The sequence below is a fragment of the Flavobacterium sp. HJ-32-4 genome (genome assembly GCF_022532105.1).
Taxonomy (GTDB): Bacteria; Bacteroidota; Bacteroidia; order Flavobacteriales; family Flavobacteriaceae; genus Flavobacterium.
On record NZ_CP092832.1, the window covers coordinates 3,471,389 to 3,489,623 of the forward strand.

An 18,235-nucleotide genomic window follows, 5' to 3' on the forward strand; every position below is an offset into this window, starting at 1 on the left:
CGCAAAGATACGGAAACGATTGCGTTGAAAGTCGAAAGTCAAAAGTCGAAAGTTGGGACTACTGGAAAAAGGTCCAGACGAGGCCGAAGCGTACGAGGAAGTCTTTATACGGATAATTCGGTGCCGAGTAAAACTTGTTTCCGGTAAAAGGCGAGTTGAAGTGCTCGGCTTTGAGGTAAATGCGTGTCTGGCGAACCTTCGCGTTGAAGAAAAAGTCAACGAGCGGGAAGTCGCCGATCTCGCGTTTGGTCTGCACGTAAAACTCGCCCAATAGTGGGTTGAAGTCGTTTGCCTTGTATTTTGAGAAGTATTGGAAGGTGAATCCGGTTTGGATAAACATCGCCTTCTTAAACAAGGTGCCGGAGTAGTACAGGGTATTTCGCGTAAGCAGTTTCGGCACATTCAGCACTGGATCGTCCTGGCCCACCTGTTGGTAGAGCACGGTATTGTCGAGGGCGAAGTGGCCGAGGCGGAACTCCTTTGAGGCCTTTACGGAAAGATACTTGATGGTTTTCCCATACTGTTTTGGCGACACGAGCAACACGCGGTCGTCGGTACTTACATCGTCAAAATAGAGGTAGTCGTCGAGTACAGTAGCCTGCAGGCTCGCGTTGATCCAGGGCGTGTCGGCCGTGGCTTCAAAATGCGTGATCTTCTCGTTCTTGAAATCGTTGAACCAGTTGTACGCGATGTAATCACTCTGGAACAGATTGAAATTGTGATTGGGCAATCGGTTCAGTTTCTGGAGACGGAAGGCAAACAGATAGTCGTCATTGAGTTGGTAATCCGCCTTGACATCGATTTCCGAAAGCCGTTGGTTGGTGATGGCATTTCGAAGGAGCGCCGTTCCCGACCAGCTTCCCTTTTTGTAGGTATACTGTCCCCCGAAATTCTCGATACGGGCATTGAGTGAGCTTGGAATTACCTCTCCATTTTGCACGATGGCTGTTTGGTAGAAATAATTGTAGTTGAAATCTTCGATGAAGAACTGCACCTGTCCGAGCGACTTATTTTCATACGCCACTCCGACCTTATTATACATCCGGTTGTAGCGCGATTTATCCCGCAGCCGCGACGCCACGTAAGACTCGCCAAACCGTTGGAAATCGTCATTCGAATTGACCACATCGGTGCGTAGGGTTGGCTGGTAGTATTCAAAAAACTCGTGTTCGTAGTTGAACTGGTGCAACAGCCACAGGTTGTTCTGCCGGTCGCTTCCGTTGACGCGGAAACCATGGTCGAAGAAATAACGGTTGCCTTTCATCGTCGACTGGGCGTCGGTGAGGTAGACCTGCAAACGCCCCCGTTCATCGAAGGCTGGGTCGCCGCTTTCAAAATCTTCGAGGTTCAGCACGCCACCGTTTTCCATGTTGAAGAAATCCTGGCCGGTGAAATGCGCTTTGAGGAAATACCGCCCCGACTTCGTTTGGTAATTGGAGGTAAACCGGAAGTTACCCGTACTCGACATTGCATTCTCATACCGACCGACCGACCGCAGTCCGCGATAGGCCACCGATATGTTCAGGCGTTCGTGTAGGTTGAGGGTCAGGAAGGCATCGACCGACTGCCCCTGTTTGATGGTGGTTTTGAAGTAGAGTTCCGTCAGCGGTGTGGCCACCTGGTAATACCGCATCTGCTCAGGGCGGATGTAGTTGAAATGCTTGGCCCGCATGCCAAACTGCGGAAACGGTGAAAACCCGTCAAGACCGAAGTCGAGAGTATTGTAGGGCTGCCCGTCGTTGGCAAACGGCAAGAGCCCGAAGTTGTCGCGGCGCAGGTAATTGAAACGGTAGTCTTTCTGGATGGTCAGTGATGTATCGATGTAGGTCGTATCATTGTCAATGGTAAACACCCGATACATGTCGATGGTCGCTTTGGCGTCGGGGGTCTGGCCGGCCGCCTTTCGCTCTTCCTTCGTCATTTTCTTCAACCCCTCACCCATGGGCTTCGGCTGTTGCGCGAATGCCGACACAGCAACTAACAGCAGGAGGATATAACAGCGTTTCATCATCGGGAGGGCGGAAATTTCGGAGGGAATTCGTGCTATAATTTGCCTTAAGCGCCCAAAGGTAGTACATTTAAACGGAAAAAGTTTCTTAAAAACCGTGGTGCGCTTTGAGGATCTCAACCTTTTATCACGCGGTGTACCTAACCAAACACCTGGACCATGAGACACGTTTTGCTTTTGCTATTAATCTGTTTACCGGCCTGGGCGCAGTATGAAGACAGGTGGGAAAAAGTATACACGCTGGAAGAAGCCAGAAAAATCAAATCAGCGGATGCGGAAATAAACGAAATTCTCTCGCGGGCGGTAAAAGAGAAGCGCGAACCGGAAATACTCCGCTGTTTTTTCTATCACAACCGCTTTCTACATTCGCTTAGTGACCACGCCGTTCAAACCATACTCGAAGAAGCTGCAAAACCACCTGTCGGACTGTCAGCGCCATCAGAGGCCCTGATGCTGCTCATCCAGGCGCAAATACTGCAACAATATTACGCCAACCATTACTGGGAAATTGACGGGCGCACCGCAAACCATACCGACCCAGGCAACCCTTTGACGTGGACGGGACAGGATTTTAGCGACGCGATCTCCTTGCGGCTTAAGAACTCACTTAAAAATCGCGGGCAACTACAGCATATCAAGGCAGATGACTATCGTCAATTGTTCGATTTCCGTTACGAGGACGATCCCAAAAAACTTTCTCTTCTGGAGTGTTTACTTCGCGAGCACGTCGAATTACGCGTCGGACTTACGAAAGCCAAAAAACGAACCCGACCTGTACCTATTGCCCTTTTCGCCGATGCAACGCAATTTACGGCCGATTCGCTGCAGACTGGCAACGCCGAAACCGACCGGGTGATTGCCCGCTTACAGGAAATTGAACGCCTTTCTCCGTCTGATCGAAACCGATTTGAACGCTTACTGAGAATCGAAAATCTGATAGGGGACGATTTACAGTTCGAAAGCGCGTTCGACAACTTCCATACAACCGATCCGGCTGTGCGCCAGGAAATCTTCTTTCGGCGATACCGCAAAGTGATTTCAGGCAAAGCACCAGATCGAAATATAGAGGGGTTGAGGCTTCTTGACAGCATTCTGTCCATCCCTGAAAAATCAAATGTGTATTGGAAATCCGTCATGGAAAAAAAGACCATGCAGAATCGGGAATTAGAAGTGCGAATCCCTTCCGTGGTTACGGCAGGACGGCAAAGTCGAATACATCTCGCCTACCGGAACCTCACCGGAGTGGATGTGGTCGTTTTTCGGTTGAACAGAAAACAAACTGCGCTTTGGCGTGAATTCCCGCAAAAACACGATAGCCTCGGCCAGGTATTTTCTAACATCCGGGTAACGGCATTTCGCGTCGACTTCGTGAAAGAGCGCCCGGATTACCTACCCCATACCACCGAAGTTCTTTTGCCTTCGATGGAGCCAGGTCAATACCTGTTTGCCTTCACCCCCATTGACCCCAGCGGAACGACAAACGAGCGTCACTATTCTGCCGTAACGGCATCGAACCTGATGCCCTTGGCACGTGAGCTGAACGAGCGCCATTATGTTCAGATAGTGCATCGCGAGACAGGAAAGCCGATGTCAGGTGTACAGATATCAAATATCACGGGCACCTCTATTACGGACCGCGACGGGGAAGCCGTTTTACCCTATTCAAGGGAAAACCAGGTTCGTATTGCGCAACCTGGCGATACGCTGGATGTCGATTTCCGCTATTCACCGCGCTTTTACAACTTTTCGTCCTCTGACACCTCTTTTGAAACGGGTGCCCGGATCTATTTCGACCGCGCCATCTATCGACCTGGCCAGCGCGTCTGGTATAAGGTTATTGTGGTGAAGGAAACCCTTATGGGGCAGGAGGCCGCACCGCAGCTACACGTTTTGCTGACACTCGAAAACGACGACGACACCATCGTGACGAAATTGGTGCTGACAAATGAATTTGGATCTGCTTCGGGCTATTTTGACCTTCCTAAAGCAGCGCCCACCGGGCGTTATAGTCTAACAGTCGGGAAGCCGACAGATGAGAAAGATCAATTTCTTCCCGACGTTCCCGAACCAGAACGTTCGTTTTGGCATCTTGCCTCGTGGGATGATGAAAATGCTTCCTTCGAGGTAGAAGAATACAAGCGTCCCCGATTCGAGGTGGTGATGGAGACGTTCGAAGAAGCAGTGCGGCTGGGCGATTCGGTGCGGCTCTCCGGTCGTCTGCAGGCATTTGACGGAAGCAGCCTGGCCAAGGCAGAGATACGTTTTGCGGTGCATCGAACCGAAGAAGACGAGACGTACGATCCTGAGGATGACGAACCCGCACTTGTTTCGGGCAACTTACAATCCGATGCGGAAGGGAAGTTTCATTTTGCCTTCGCGGCGTTACCGCATCCGGAGGACGGCCCCGAAACCGTCTACGACTATCATGTGCGGGTCGAAGCTACCGATACCTCAGGAGAAACACATGAGGCTTCGACATCGGTGACCGCCGGAAACCGAAAGCGGATCATACGCATATCTGCCCCCTGGCGATGTGATACGTTTCGAAAAAATACGTTTACGGTTTCGGCGACCAACCTCAATGGCGGACAGGTTCCGACGAAAGGAACGGTGCGGTTGTTTCGTCGTCGTCTGGTTCGGGAGGCCTATATGCCCCGACCCTGGGCAAAACCCGACCGACCGGTAATCGACTCACTTACGTACGATCGACTCTTTCCGGTTGAAAAAACAGACGAAGAAAATCAGCAGTTGTTTGGAATAGACCGTGAGACTCAGGATGAAGATGGAGAGTTGATGGCCACAATCCCTGTCGACACTGCACTCAAACAAGAATGGCCGCTTGACCTTATTGACCTCTACCCGAGCGGAGACTATAGACTGGTTTTCACTGTCGAAGAAGACGGAAGGGAAGAAAAAAGCAGTTACGACTTCCGTATACAGCAGCATCGCGATCCTTTTGACCGAAGCGAACTTGTAACGCTAACAACAAAAGATGTTTTGGTGGACGCTAAGAACGTAGTGGTACAGGTGGCGTCGCCAGTGCGCGATCTTACCATCCGTATTGCGGCTTTTTACGACGGACAGCAGTTCTTTCAGCAGGATTTGGTAGTGGAGGCGGGCCAGGGAAAAGTGCGGATACCCCTCCTTCCACAATTTCAGGACGGCGTTATGATCTCGGCGGAAACCGTTTACAAAGGCTGTTTCTTTGTCGAAAGCCATGCCGTAACGATTCCCAGAGAGGAACAAAAGATCGCGTTTGGCACCCAAACCTTCCGCAACCGAATTGCGCCCGGCCAACGAGAAGAATGGTTATTTGACCTAAACGAACCCGAAACCGAAGTTCTGGCGTCGATGTACGACCGTTCACTGGATATGTTTACCCAAGAATCATGGAAATCGCCTACCAAAAGTCACTATATCAACCGCAGTTTCGCACAGCGTCTGGCGCACACAGGACAAACAGAGCACTTAAAATTCACGCAGTTGAATGAATGGTCGCCCGAACCCCTTTACCGTCAGGAAAAGCCCGGACTGATCTGGTTTGGATTTTCCATCAATAATGGGTGGTTCGACCGAAATGCCTACAATGCCATGCTGCAGCGCAAATCGCCTGCCCCCGCTGATGCGCGGCGAGTACGGGGTGTGGTGACGGATGATACCGGAGCCGCTCTCAGTTGGGTCTCGGTATTTGTGAGGGGAAGCAGGCGTGCCACACTGACGAATCTCGATGGCTCCTTTGAAATCGAAGCGGCACCGGAAGAAACACTGGAATTCGTCTCTTCAGGCATGCTCAACACCCAAACCAAAGCGCGAAAGAGTTCTATAGAAGTGCGGATGAAGGCGCTGCCCGGCCAATTGAGGGAAGTGGTAGTGAAAAGTTATGAGATAAGACGGCTAAGAAGTAAGTCGAACGCCGCCGTTGCAACCGTTTCATCCGTTTCGTTTGAGTATGAAACGTCGGCGGGATTCTTTGCCACCTTACAAAGTCAGGTCGCAGGACTGAACATCTCCACTGCGTCCGGCGCGTCCGGCGGATCAAACGCGGTGATCCTTCGCGGTGTGGGCACCATCCGAAATGGTTCGGAGCCGCTCTACATTATTGATGGTGTTCCCCTTTCAAGAAACGAATTCCTTGCCTTGGATCCCACTTCGGTTTCTGCCGTATCTACCCTAAAAAGTGCCAGCGCAATCGCGCTATATGGTAATCGCGCCTCGAACGGGGTCATCGTGGTGACCACTAAGAAAGCCGTATCAGAACTGGTTTCGGTGACAACACGTAAAAACTTATCGGAAACTGCCTTCTTTCTTCCGCATCTGCAGACCGACAAGAAGGGACTGCTACGCGTGTCCTTTGAGAGTCCGGAAGCGTTGACAGAATGGAACTTCCGCATGCTCGCCCATACCAAAAAAATGGTGTCAGGCTTGTTCCTGGGTGTCGTACGAACACAAAAAGACCTCATGGTAGCGCCGAATTTCCCCCGTTTTCTCCGCGAGAACGATCATATAACCGTAAAAGTGCGCGTCTCAAACCTTACCGCGACTCCGAAAACGGGAACCATCCGCCTGACCCTGACCGACCAGGAAACCGGCCTCGAGCAAAATCAACAGACGGGAATTGGCGATGGGATCCAATCTTTTACAGCACCGTCTATGGGCACTACGACCTTGTCATGGGCGTTAACCGTACCAGAAGGATTAAAAGGCCTGCGGTATAAAGTAGTAGCGAAAGCCGGGGACTTCTCCGACGGTGAGGAAAACCTTATTCCCGTCCTGACCGACGCGATGCTGGTAACCGAAAGCCAACCCCTTTGGGTACGGGAGGGTAGCACCCAGAAGATCACACTGCCTACCCTGGCTACACCCTCTAACACCCAGCGTCCGCACCTGCTCACGCTGGAATATACCTCAAACCCGGCCTGGAGTGCCCTGCAATCACTGCCCTACCTCATGGAGTTCGAGCACGAATGCTCGGAACAACTTTTCAGTCGGTTTTATGCACAGCGACTCGCCCGGCGCCTCCTTGAAGCAAATCCAAAAATCGCGGGGGTGTTTACCGAATGGGCAAAAAGCGACAGTACCGAGGTACAAAATGACGACCTCCGTCGCTTGATTGCAGCTGAAACACCCTGGGCCGACGACCTGAAAAAGGAAAGCGAAAAGAAAAAACATCTTGCCCGTCTTTTTGACGCCGCGCGACTAGAATCGGAATCATCGGCTACACTTCAAAAACTCAGCGAACGCCAATTGTCCTCCGGCGGATTTAGCTGGTATGGAGGCGAACACGAGAACGCGTTCATTACGCGTCATATCATAGGGGGCTTCGGCCATCTACTGCGTCTTGGCGCACTTGATACGCTCAATGTAAAAGTAAAGGACCTTCTGGATGAGGGAATCGCCTATATCGATGAGGATGTGCTGGTGTACGACGCCCCCGTTGGCAAAGGGCGCTGGCGGAACCGCTCGGCGGGGCTTCATTACCTGTATGTGCGTAGCTTCTTTCTTTACAAGGAACTTCCTAATGTAGTGGCACAACAGTTACCCGCCTTATTGTCGGACGTGCGGCAGCATTGGCAAGAGTATACCCTCTATGAAAAAGGAATGGCAGCACTTGCCTCCCATCGATGGGGTGAAAAAGACCTCGCAAAGTCTATTTTGGAACAATTGAAAGAAACCGCGGTAAGCGACACCACAGACGGTATCCATTGGAATGCCAACGTGGGTGGGTGGAGTTGGAACCAGTTGCCTATTGAGACGCAGTCGCTGCTTATTGAAGCGTTTGCCGAAATCGGGAAGGATGCAAAAACCGTCGATGGCATGAAAGTCTGGCTTCTGGGCCAGCGAAGCCGAAGCCATTGGCCAACCACAAAGGCATCAGCTGACGCCATTTATGCGCTGCTCATGGAAGGTCGTGATTGGCTGAGCGTCAAAGAGAATACAACTATTGTAGCCGGTGATCAACGCCTACTTGAACAAAAAAGGGAAGAGAGTAAAGAGGAAGCAGGAACCGGTTATATGAAGCTTCAGTGGAAACCTTCTGAGATCTCACCCGCACTTTCGCAGATTGAAATTAGGAACGATTCCAAAGTGCCGGGCTATGGGGGCATCTTCTGGCAGTATTTTGAAAAAATGGAGAAGGTCCAAACTGGCACACCCACCGGGCTCTCAGTGCTGAAGGAACTGTTTTACAAACCACTGTCCGGCCCGACGGAGCTACTGAAAAACAACGAAATCAGAATCGGCGACCGCGTATTGGTTCGACTTACGGTTACCGCTGACCATGACTTTGAATTCGTGCACCTCAAAGACGTCCGGGCATCATGCCTGGAACCTGTCGATGTGTTGTCAGCCTACGAATGGATGCAGGGAGCCGGTTACTACAAAACCACCCGCGACGCCGCCACCCACTATTTCTTTGAACGCCTGCCCAAAGGCGTTTACGTACTGGAATATGAGGTGAAGGTGAACAATGCCGGGGATTTCTCGGCGGGTATCGCGACGATAGAAAGTATGTATGCACCGGCCTTCTCCGGGCGGTCATCAGGAGGCCGTATCGAAACAAAGGAGTAGTCCATTTCCGGAAGTTGCGTGAGGGATGGGCGCGGCAGCCACGCGGCGCGAAGGCTGGTTTTGCCGGCAGGCGGGTGCGACCGCAGGAAGCGCCCGGCGACGGTGCAAAACCGCCTGAGCGCAAGAGGCTATAGCAAACAGCCCGACGGCGTCCCTGCGGGTAGTTGAACGGATGCTATTCTGCCAACTGCACTGCCAACTGCCCACTGGAACGCGCCGGCACGCCCATTCCTTCGCTGCGCTCGGAAGGACGTCGTTTGCACAAGCCAGTTTCGCGTAACGAGGAATGGCCCTATCAACGGCCTACCACTGCCTAGTGAGACTGCCTCGTGCCTATTGCTTACTAATTGAACCTACAAGGTTTTAAAAACCTTGTAGGTTGTAGACGGCGCTGAACGCTGCAAACTACCCACTACTAACCATCAACCATCAACTAAAAAAGGCCACCTCACGGCAGCCTTTTCTTTTTACTTCACGATCGTCATCTCGTCGACGATGTGCTTCGCGCCGCTGAACTTGTCGATCAGCCAGAGTACGTAGCGGATATCGACGTTGATGGTGCGCTGTAGGTTCTTGTCGAAGATGACGTCACCTGCCATGGCTTCGATGTTGCCGTCGAAGGCAAGGCCGATGAGTTCGCCTTTGCCGTTCAATACCGGTGAGCCTGAGTTACCTCCGGTGATGTCATTGTCGGTCAGGAAGTTGACTGGCATATACCCGGCTTTGTCGGCGTAACGGCCATAGTCTTTTGCTTTGTAGATGTCAAGCATCGCCTGTGGCAGGTCGAATTCGGCATCGCCCTTTTTGTATTTCTTCACCATGCCTTCGAGGGTGGTGTAGTTGTTGATCTTGGCATCGTTGCGCTTGTCGGCCGGAAGGGCACGCACTTTACCATACGTCAGGCGCAGGGTCGAGTTTGCGTCGGGATACTGGATCGGGTTGAGTTTTGATTCACGGAGTCCGGCTACCAGGTTGCGGAACGCTTTTTCATAGTCGTTCTGCGCTTTCGCGATGGCATCCGACTTCGACGCCAGGTGCGTGAGCAGGTCGTTTGACAGTTTATACACCGGATCGTTGGTTACAAGGGCGGCATCGGGAGCATCCAGGAAGGCCATCATCTTGGCTTCCGACGTCAGGATACTCAGGTCGTAGATCGCGTTTACATACTTCGTGAAATCACCATTGTTTTCCTTACCAATCTTGTCGACCATCGGTGCGATGGCGTATCCGGTCGCTTTTGTTGAATAGAGTTTCAGTTGTGCGGCCATGATGTCTTTTTCAGCCGGCAGGTACACTTCTGAGAAGAAACCTTTGATCATCTCTTCCAGATCCGGACGCATGCCGGCGCGGGCTGTGGCATCGGCATTGGCGTAGGCTTCGAGCTGTTTGCCGAATACGCGGGAAACGGTACCGAAAGACGTCGTACGCAGCAATTGTTGCAGGTAGTTGTCGTGACGGGCCTTCTCGTTTGTCAGTGCATACCAAGCATTGATATCCCGGATGACGTTGCCGTATTTGGCTTTGTTGGCCGGTTTGTTGGCCCATTTGTCAAATTTTGCTTCCTGTGCTGCCTTGGCTTTGGCGGTGCCGAATTTGCTAAGGGCATCGATCATACCCTGCCGGTTTTTCCAGTAGTTGGCGGTTGAAGCGTATTTTGAAGCGTACTGAAGGTTGACTTTTTCGTCTTTCTCCATATACTTCTTCATGTTGTCCATGCCGGTTTTGGCTCCTTCCACCCAAGCTGGGTAGGCAAATTTGACGTTCTGCTCGATCCCGCCTGCCGGCATCCAGCGGTTGGTACGGCCCGGATAGCCGAGGATCATGGCGAAATCGCCTTCTTTCACCCCATTCAGGTTGACCGGAAGGTAGTGCTTCGGATGTAACGGAACGTTGTTGGGTGAATAATCGGCCGGGTTGCCGTCTTTATCGGCGTAGATACGGAACATCGAGAAGTCGCCGGTGTGGCGTGGCCATTCCCAGTTGTCGGTGTCGCCACCGTATTTACCGACGCTTTCAGGTGGTGTTCCTACGAGGCGTACGTCTTTGTAATCCTGGTACACGAAGTAGTAAAATTCGTTGCCCTGGAAGAACGAACGCACGACGACGGTATATTTGCCGCCTTCGTTGTTTTCTTTTTCGATGACTTTCATTTCGTCGGCGATGGCTTTGGCGCGATCGGCTTCCGACATATTGTCGTTGACTTTAGAAAGGATGCGTTTCGACACGTCGTCCATCCGCACGAAGAAGCGCACGAACAGGCTTGATGGTTTCATCTCGCCGTTTTTATTGGGTGCCCAATACCCGTCTTTCAGGTAGTTGTGCTCAGGCGACGACAATTCGGCGATGGCGTCGTATCCACAGTGGTGGTTGGTGAGCACGAGACCGTCTTTTGAGATCAGCTCGGCCGTACAACCGCCGTTGAACTGCACGATGGCATCTTTGAGGCTGTGGTGGTTGATACTGTAGATTTCTTCAGCGGTCAACTGAAGGCCCATTTTTTCCATGTCGCGGTGGTTGAGACGTTCGATGAACATCAGGAACCACATCCCCTCGTCGGCCCGCATTGGGAATGCCGATAACGCCAGGAGGATGAATAACGTTATTTTTTTCATGTAGTGAGAGTTTATAATGCGCCGAAACCCGGCAAACGCCGCGAATATACGCAATTTTAGGATTGATAACGGCAGGGTTTGTAGTTGCTATAACGATTTCGTTACAACTAGTGCCCGACGGGGTTTAGCATCGACCACAGTCGGTCTTTCAACTGGGTCAGTCCCAACTCCGACACCGACGAAATGAACATATACGGTGTACCCGCAAACGCGTTGTCGAGATCGCGGCGCATTTCGGCTATCAGTTCGTCGTCGAGCATGTCGCATTTAGAGATAGCGATCAGGCGGTCTTTGTCGAGTAACTCCGGATTGTATTTGTCGAGTTCATTCAGCAGGATGTCGTATTCGGCGGCGATATCAGGTGAATCGGCCGGAATGAGGAACAACAGCGTTGAGTTGCGTTCGATATGGCGGAGGAAATAATGCCCGAGTCCTTTGCCTTCTGCCGCTCCTTCGATGATACCGGGAATATCGGCGATGACGAACGACTGGAAATCGCGATAGGCGACGATACCCAGATTGGGTTTCAGCGTCGTAAACGGATAATCGGCAATCTTCGGTTTGGCTGAGGTGAGTACCGACAGCAAGGTCGACTTACCGGCGTTCGGAAAGCCCACCAGTCCTACATCCGCGAGTACTTTGAGTTCGAGTATAATGTCTTTCTCCTCGCCCGGCAGTCCGGGCTGGGCGTAACGCGGCGTTTGGTTGGTCGACGAGCGGAAATGCCAGTTCCCGAGTCCACCTTTGCCGCCTGATGCCAGGATCTTTTGCTCGCCGTCTTCGGTGATCTCAAACAGGATTTCGTGGGTTTCGGCGTCTTTTACAACCGTCCCGAGCGGCACCTCGACGATTTTATCTTCGCCATCATGCCCCGTGCTTCGGGAGCTACCCCCGTCACCGCCGTGTCCGGCCTTTACGTGTCGGAGGAATTTGAGGTGGAAGAGCGTCCATAGGTTCTTGCTTCCCTGCAGGATGACGTGGCCGCCACGGCCGCCGTCGCCCCCGTCAGGACCGCCTTTCTCGATGAATTTCTCGCGGTGTAAATGCGAAGAGCCGCGGCCTCCTTTGCCGGACGCTACGTAAATTTTGGTGTAGTCGACGAAATTTCCCTCGGTCATGAAGTTGGCAGTTGGCAGTCCCAGTAGGCAGTAAAACTCCTGGAATTGAAATTAAGTGCAAAACTACGCCTAATTGGCCTTTGCGCCAAACTTCGTCGGATTTTGAATCATATAGGCCAACAGCTTTCCCACTTCTTCCGACCGGAAAAGAAGTGCGTCCCGAAGCTCAGCCCCTATGTATCCACAGGAAAATGAGAAGTCAATCCAAACAGCTGTCTCTGCGTTTTCGCTGTCGCTGTCGGTGAGTTTACTTATGAAGTGATTGGGATAACGTCGCCTGCGATAGGCCTCGGCAAGGTTCGCACAGGTGCTTCGAGATGACCGTCGCACCTGGTCTATTAGGGAATATCGTTCTTCTGTCGGGAGTCCTTTTGAAATTTCGAATAGCTCCATAGCTAGTTCATAGGCCTTTTGGTAAGCTAGTAAGTCCCTGAAATCCATATTTTTTCATTTTGGCGTATATTCTTATAAAAATTGAATCGTCTAAACTCCACAAACCGCTGGCACTGCCCACTGCAAACTGCCCACTGCAAACTGCCTACTGCCTACTGCGACTGCCAACTGCTCATTCCTACCGCTCCCTCCGCGCCCGCACGATCACCTTATCGATTTTCACGCCGTCCATGTCGACGACTTCGAGTTCGTAATCGTTCCAGACCAGTACCTCGCCTTCTTTGGGGATGTAGCTGAGTTCGGTCATGATGAGGCCGCTTACGGTGGTGACTTCGTAGTCGTTGATGAGATCATCGAGGTCGAAGAAGGTAAGGAAATCGTGGAGGGAATAGTGTCCGTCTACCAACCAACTGCCGTCTTCCCGCTCGATGAGTTTGAAATCGTCTTTATAAAATTCGGAGGCATCACCTACCAGGGCTTCCAGGATGTCATTCAGTGTGATGATTCCCTGGAAAACGCCGTATTCGTCTGACACCAGTGCATAATGCACCCCGCTTTTCTTGAAGTTTTCAAGGGCTTTGTAGGCCGTTGTCTGCTCCATCATATAAGGAGCATCGGTCATAATCTTCGCGATGTCGAAATCGGCTTCATCAAAATGAGCAAAGATGTTCTTGAGGTTTACGACGCCGACGATATCATCGAAGTTCTCCCCATAGACCGGATAGACGGAATGCAGTTCCTTCAGCATCAGGTCGCGGGCCTTTTGTTTGTCGGAATCGAGGGGTAGCATCACTACCGAACCCCGGTGTGTCATGAGGGAATTGATCTTCCGGTCACCGATATGAAACACCCGTTCCACGATATCCTGCTCGATTTCCTGCACTTCACCGCCTTCGGTTCCTTCCTTGATGATGGCTTTGATTTCCTCTTCCGTCACTTTTCCGTCGGCGGAGGGTTTGATCATGAACAGCTTCATCAGTCCCTCGGTGGCAAACGTCAGCAACCAGATGAAAGGCGCTGTTGCGATGGAAATCCACTTCATCGGAATCGACACGGCCTTGGCGATTTTCTCAGGGTAGTTCAACCCGATACGTTTAGGCAACAGTTCGCCCAGCACCAGTGAGAAGAAGGTCAGCATGACGACAACAATACCCGTGGCAATATTGGCCGCATAGGGTTTGAGCGCTGGAAATCCTTCGACGAAATGTTGCATGTCGTCGGTGATCTTGTCGCCGGAATAAATACCTGTGAGGATGCCAATAAGCGTGATGCCGATCTGTACGGTCGAAAGGAACTTGTTAGGCGAATTCGACAGTTCCAGCGCGGTCTGTGCCCCGGCATTGCCTTTTTTGGCGGCCGTTTCGAGGCGGTTCTTCCGCGACGAGATCAGCGCGATTTCCGACATCGAAAAGACGCCGTTGAGCAAGATCAGGAACAGGATGATAAGGATTTCCATACGGAAAACGATTGGTTCTTATAAGGCGTCGATCACCGCGCGCAATCGATCGGTGATGGCAGCGATCTCACCAATACCGTCGACAGCGTGGTAATTGCCTTTTTGTTCGTAGTAGGCGATCAGTGGCGCCGTTTTTTCGTTGTATTCCTGGTAGCGGTTGCGGATCAGCGATTCGTCCTGGTCGTCTTTGCGTCCGGATGTTTTGCCCCGCTCCAGCAGACGTTTTACCAATATTTCGTCATCGGCCTCAAGGGCAATGGTAGCGGTTACCGCCCAGCCTTTCGATTGCAGGAAACCATCGAGTGCTTCTGCCTGGGCAAGCGTACGCGGATACCCGTCAAACAGAAATCCGTTCGCGTTGGGATGGCTGTTGACCGAATCGATCAGCATGTTCGTGGTAACCTCATCCGGCACCAGGTCACCCCGGTCGATATAGCTCTTGGCCAATTTGCCTAACTCGGTTTCGTTCTTCATATTGAACCGGAAAATGTCACCGGTTGAAAGGTGGATCAGTCCGTAGTGCTCCTTCAGGAATTCTGCCTGGGTACCTTTTCCCGCGCCCGGCTTGCCGAATAAAACGATATTGGTCATCAGTTATGTAGGGTGTTTAGCTAAGTTACGAATTTAGGCGACGGATCAATCCGCCAATTGGTAGACATCCGGAAGATTCCGGCCGAGTCCGTCATAGTCGAGTCCGTATCCCACGATAAACTTGTTCGGGATGCGGATGCCGACATAATCCAACCGGACATCTTTGTCGTATACCTCGGGTTTAAGGAACAACGTCGCGATCTTCACGTGCTTGGGATTATGTTCCTTGAGCATGGCTTTCAGGGCGACGATGGTCGCACCGGTATCGACGATGTCTTCTACGAGGATGACGGAACGCCCCGACAGGTCGGAGGAAAGTCCAATCAATTCCTGTACGGCTCCGGTTGAGGCGGTTCCTTCATAGGATGCCACCTTCACGAACTGCACCTCGCATTGGCCGCGGAAGTGCTTTACCAGATCAGAAACCACCATAAAGGCGCCGTTTAGTACACCGATGAAAACCGGGGTCTCCTCCGCATGGTCGTCGGTGATGCGGCGCGCCATTTCCTGAATGGCAAATTCGATTTCGCCCGAGGAGATGAAAGGGACGAATCGTTTATCATGAAGATGAATCACGTTGTTGTGTTTGGGAATAAAGGGCAAAGATACGTAAAGCGGGGGAAGACACAAGATGTGGTGAAGGAGTGAGGAGCGAGAGGAGAGAGAGGTGAGAGGTGAGAGGTGAGAGGTAAGAAGCAAAAGGAGCGGAAAGAAAAATGAAAGCGGAAAAACAGAACAAATGAACGAAGCATAACGACGGACGCGGACACCAGTGTATCCCGGCTTGGAGCCAAAATTCGGATGCCTACCAAATGCTGCGGCTTTCTAAAGGAGCATTCGACGAACTGTGTCCGTTTTACAATCGCTATTTGCCTATGGCAACCTTCCACTCTACCCCGTCTAGTAGCCGCTCCTCCATCCTCTCTCCTCTCCTCTCCTCTCCTCTCTCCTCTTTCTTCTTTCTTCTCTCCTCTTGCTCCTTGATACTTGATACTTGCTCCTTCCCCACTACATTTTCCGAAAATTATGTAACTCCCGTCACCTCCCGCCTCACGAACTTTGTTGTAGCCCGCCCCAAAAACACCGACCATGATTACCCGGCGCAAACTCCATCTCTATCAATATTTCAATGCCGATCGTTCCGACTGGAACCTCTATGCCACGCCTGCTGAAAAAGCGGGTATGACCGACGGCGACTGGTTACTGATTGAACGCCTGATGCAGGAATTGCTGTTGGCCGAGCGCGGCAAGCTCGACGCAGAGGCACGGGCAACGCTCGAAGAACGGCTGCGACGCTGCTGCGACGGCCCCGAAACCGAGGCCGAAGCGCGACGGGTAGCATTTGTCAATTATAACTGAAGTTATAGCACCGACTGCTACACAGAGAGCGAGAGCTCTCGTATGCGGTCAAGAGCCGCTTCCCATCGGATTTTCATCGTATCGTAGGAGGCATCCGATACGTCGGACGAAACGGTCAAAAGGGTGCCGTCTTCTACGGATGCCAACGCAAACACTTCACTACCCCCTTTCCATTGCATCGCTTCCAGGCTTGTCGTATCGTCGCTGCCCTCAGGTGTGATGATGCCGTCGTATACCCATTCAATTCGGTCGTAGGGACGCTTTTCCTCTATTGTCCCGACACGTCCGCCACCGGATCCGTCCCACAGACGGAGCGGATGCCCGATGATCCAGTCGGTATCGAAATACGTACCCGGGGCGAACTCCGCCAGCCAGGTTCGGTTGAATTCGTCTTCCAGCAAGACCATCCAGATGGTTTCTTTGGGGGCTACAATATATCGGGTTTGGGTGATCGTTTTCATAGGCAAGTGTTTTTGGTTACTTTAGGTACTTGAAAATACGCATTCCCTAACCGATCCTCTCCCAATAAAATCGTAAATGTCTGCTTCTCCTTCTACGTCTTCCTGGTCGTTCCGCCTTTTCACCAACCTCACGACCTGGGTATTGCTGGCCATTCTGACCGGGATTGCGCTCGGACACTGGGCACCCGAAACCGGACAACAGATGAAGGTACTGGGCGAATGGTTTGTGGCCGGTATCAAGTGCTTTATCGGCCCCATCATCTTTCTCACCATCGTGTTGGGTATCGCGGGCATGGGCGACCTTCGAAAAGTCGGACGCATCGGACTTAAGGCGCTTGTATATTTCGAAATCGTCAGCACCCTTGCCCTGGTCATTGGTGTCGCCGCGGCCTACCTCATCGAACCCGGCCATATCGACCGGCGGCAACTCGCACTGCCGGAAACTCCGGTTCCGGGAAACGGCGATGGCCATTTTGACTGGATGCAGTTTTTTCTCGACAACCTCACTTTACAGGTGCTTTTAGCTGCCATCGTGTGTGGTATTGCGCTGAACTATTCCTCCCATAGGCAACGGGTGGTCGACGGGTTGTATAGAATATCGTCGTTCGTTTTCAAGTTATTAAAATGGCTGATGTACCTCGCGCCCGTCGGTGCCTTTGGCGGGATGGCATACACCATCGGGAAATTTGGCCTTGCAACCCTTCTGCCTCTGGGAAAACTGATGCTGACCATGTACGTCACGATGGCGATTTTCGTTTTCGTTGTATTAGGAGGCATCATGCGGTATTATGGACTGAGCCTTCGCAAGTTCCTGCGGCACATACAGGCAGAATTATTGGTGGTGTTAGGAACATCTTCGTCGGAATCAGCATTGCCGCGTCTTATGGAAAAACTCCAGGAAATGGGATGCTCAAGGGCGGTGGTCGGTTTGGTCGTTCCGACAGGTTATTCGTTCAACCTCGATGGCACCTCCATCTATCTATCAATGGCCGTTATTTTCCTGGCACAATTATATAATGTCCCCCTATCTATAACTGATATCATGACGATCTTCTTCCTGCTCATGCTCACGTCAAAAGGGGCGGCTGGCGTTACGGGTAGTGGTTTCATCGTATTGGCCTCGACGCTCACGGCACTTCAAAAGATTCCCGTGGAAGGACTTGCCTTTCTGTTGGGCGTCGATAAATTCATGAGCGAGGCACGTGCCATTACCAACTGCATTGGAAATGGAGTGGCCGCTATCGTGATCTCAAAACAGGAAGGCGACTTCCAGGCCGATCCGGAACGGGCGCTTGACTAACGGGCTTCTTCTCTCCGGCAACATGCCCTAATGAACTTGCAACTCTCTAACGGAATTGTGTAGCGCAAAAAAAGGTTTCCAGCCGGAACTTGCGTCGAAATACCACTCCATGAATGTAAAACGACTTTTCGGCACGACCCTTACTATTTTAGGCATCGTTGGACTCATCTATGCTGCTATCCTGTTCATCAACACAGGAGGTCAAACGCGGGATGTGAAAGGCATCATCATCTCCGGTCTCCTCGGCCTGGTGTTTTTTGTCTCCGGTATCGGCTTATTGAAAGGAACGAAAGACGAGAGCTAGGTGAATCAACCTTCCCTTATAGCCCTTCCATCGACTGGAGGCGTATCCGGAACAGTTCGCGGCATT

At 51.9% G+C, this 18,235-nt stretch carries 12 protein-coding genes; 4 read left to right on the plus strand and 8 right to left on the minus strand.

The features are described 5' to 3' along the window. Positions 1-58 precede the first annotated feature (58 nt). Positions 59-2,011, minus strand: a complete 1,953-nt coding sequence (locus MKO97_RS14835) for a putative porin (RefSeq protein ID WP_241103983.1) — start codon at positions 2,009-2,011, stop codon at positions 59-61. 156 nt (positions 2,012-2,167) lie between these two features. Between MKO97_RS14835 and MKO97_RS14840 the strand changes: the two genes are divergently transcribed. Next, positions 2,168-8,575 (plus strand): MG2 domain-containing protein, encoded by a 6,408-nt coding sequence (locus MKO97_RS14840; RefSeq protein ID WP_241103984.1) that lies wholly within the window; start codon positions 2,168-2,170, stop codon positions 8,573-8,575. Positions 8,576-9,042: 467 nt separating this feature from the next. Here the strand turns inward: MKO97_RS14840 and MKO97_RS14845 are convergent, their stop codons facing one another. From MKO97_RS14845 to hpt, 6 genes are all read right to left on the minus strand, one after another. Further along, the gene (locus tag MKO97_RS14845; RefSeq protein ID WP_241103985.1) at positions 9,043-11,187 is read right to left on the minus strand and encodes a S46 family peptidase; all 2,145 of its coding nucleotides are present in this window, start codon (positions 11,185-11,187) and stop codon (positions 9,043-9,045) included. Between the two features lie 107 nt (positions 11,188-11,294). Then, positions 11,295-12,305 carry a GTPase ObgE gene (obgE, locus tag MKO97_RS14850; RefSeq protein ID WP_241103986.1) on the minus strand — a complete coding sequence of 337 codons (1,011 nt, stop codon included), beginning with the start codon at positions 12,303-12,305 and terminating at the stop codon, positions 11,295-11,297. A gap of 69 nt (positions 12,306-12,374) precedes the next feature. Continuing rightward, entirely contained in the window at positions 12,375-12,746 is a 372-nt protein-coding gene (locus MKO97_RS14855) for a four helix bundle protein (RefSeq protein ID WP_241103987.1), read from the minus strand. 130 nt (positions 12,747-12,876) lie between these two features. After that, positions 12,877-14,154: a hemolysin family protein gene (locus MKO97_RS14860; RefSeq protein WP_256463646.1), complete on the minus strand. Its 1,278-nt coding sequence runs from the start codon at positions 14,152-14,154 to the stop codon at positions 12,877-12,879. Positions 14,155-14,172: 18 nt separating this feature from the next. After that, positions 14,173-14,745: an adenylate kinase gene (locus MKO97_RS14865; RefSeq protein ID WP_241103988.1), complete on the minus strand. Its 573-nt coding sequence runs from the start codon at positions 14,743-14,745 to the stop codon at positions 14,173-14,175. Positions 14,746-14,790: 45 nt separating this feature from the next. Continuing rightward, on the minus strand, positions 14,791-15,321 hold the full coding sequence (gene hpt / locus MKO97_RS14870) for a hypoxanthine phosphoribosyltransferase (protein ID WP_241103989.1): 531 nt from the start codon (positions 15,319-15,321) through the stop codon (positions 14,791-14,793). Between the two features lie 513 nt (positions 15,322-15,834). On the opposite strand from hpt, the gene MKO97_RS14875 reads away from it, so the two are divergent. Next, positions 15,835-16,104 (plus strand): hypothetical protein, encoded by a 270-nt coding sequence (locus MKO97_RS14875; RefSeq protein WP_241103990.1) that lies wholly within the window; start codon positions 15,835-15,837, stop codon positions 16,102-16,104. Between the two features lie 17 nt (positions 16,105-16,121). Here MKO97_RS14875 and MKO97_RS14880 read toward each other — a convergent pair whose 3' ends face one another. Further along, a complete protein-coding gene (locus tag MKO97_RS14880; RefSeq protein WP_241103991.1) occupies positions 16,122-16,565 on the minus strand; it encodes an SRPBCC domain-containing protein in 444 nt (147 codons plus the stop codon). A gap of 76 nt (positions 16,566-16,641) precedes the next feature. Between MKO97_RS14880 and MKO97_RS14885 the strand changes: the two genes are divergently transcribed. Then, positions 16,642-17,865, plus strand: coding sequence for a cation:dicarboxylate symporter family transporter (locus MKO97_RS14885; protein ID WP_241103992.1), 1,224 nt, complete (start codon positions 16,642-16,644; stop codon positions 17,863-17,865). A gap of 109 nt (positions 17,866-17,974) precedes the next feature. Further along, the gene (locus MKO97_RS14890; RefSeq protein ID WP_241103993.1) at positions 17,975-18,169 is read left to right on the plus strand and encodes a hypothetical protein; all 195 of its coding nucleotides are present in this window, start codon (positions 17,975-17,977) and stop codon (positions 18,167-18,169) included. Positions 18,170-18,235: the final 66 nt, after the last annotated feature.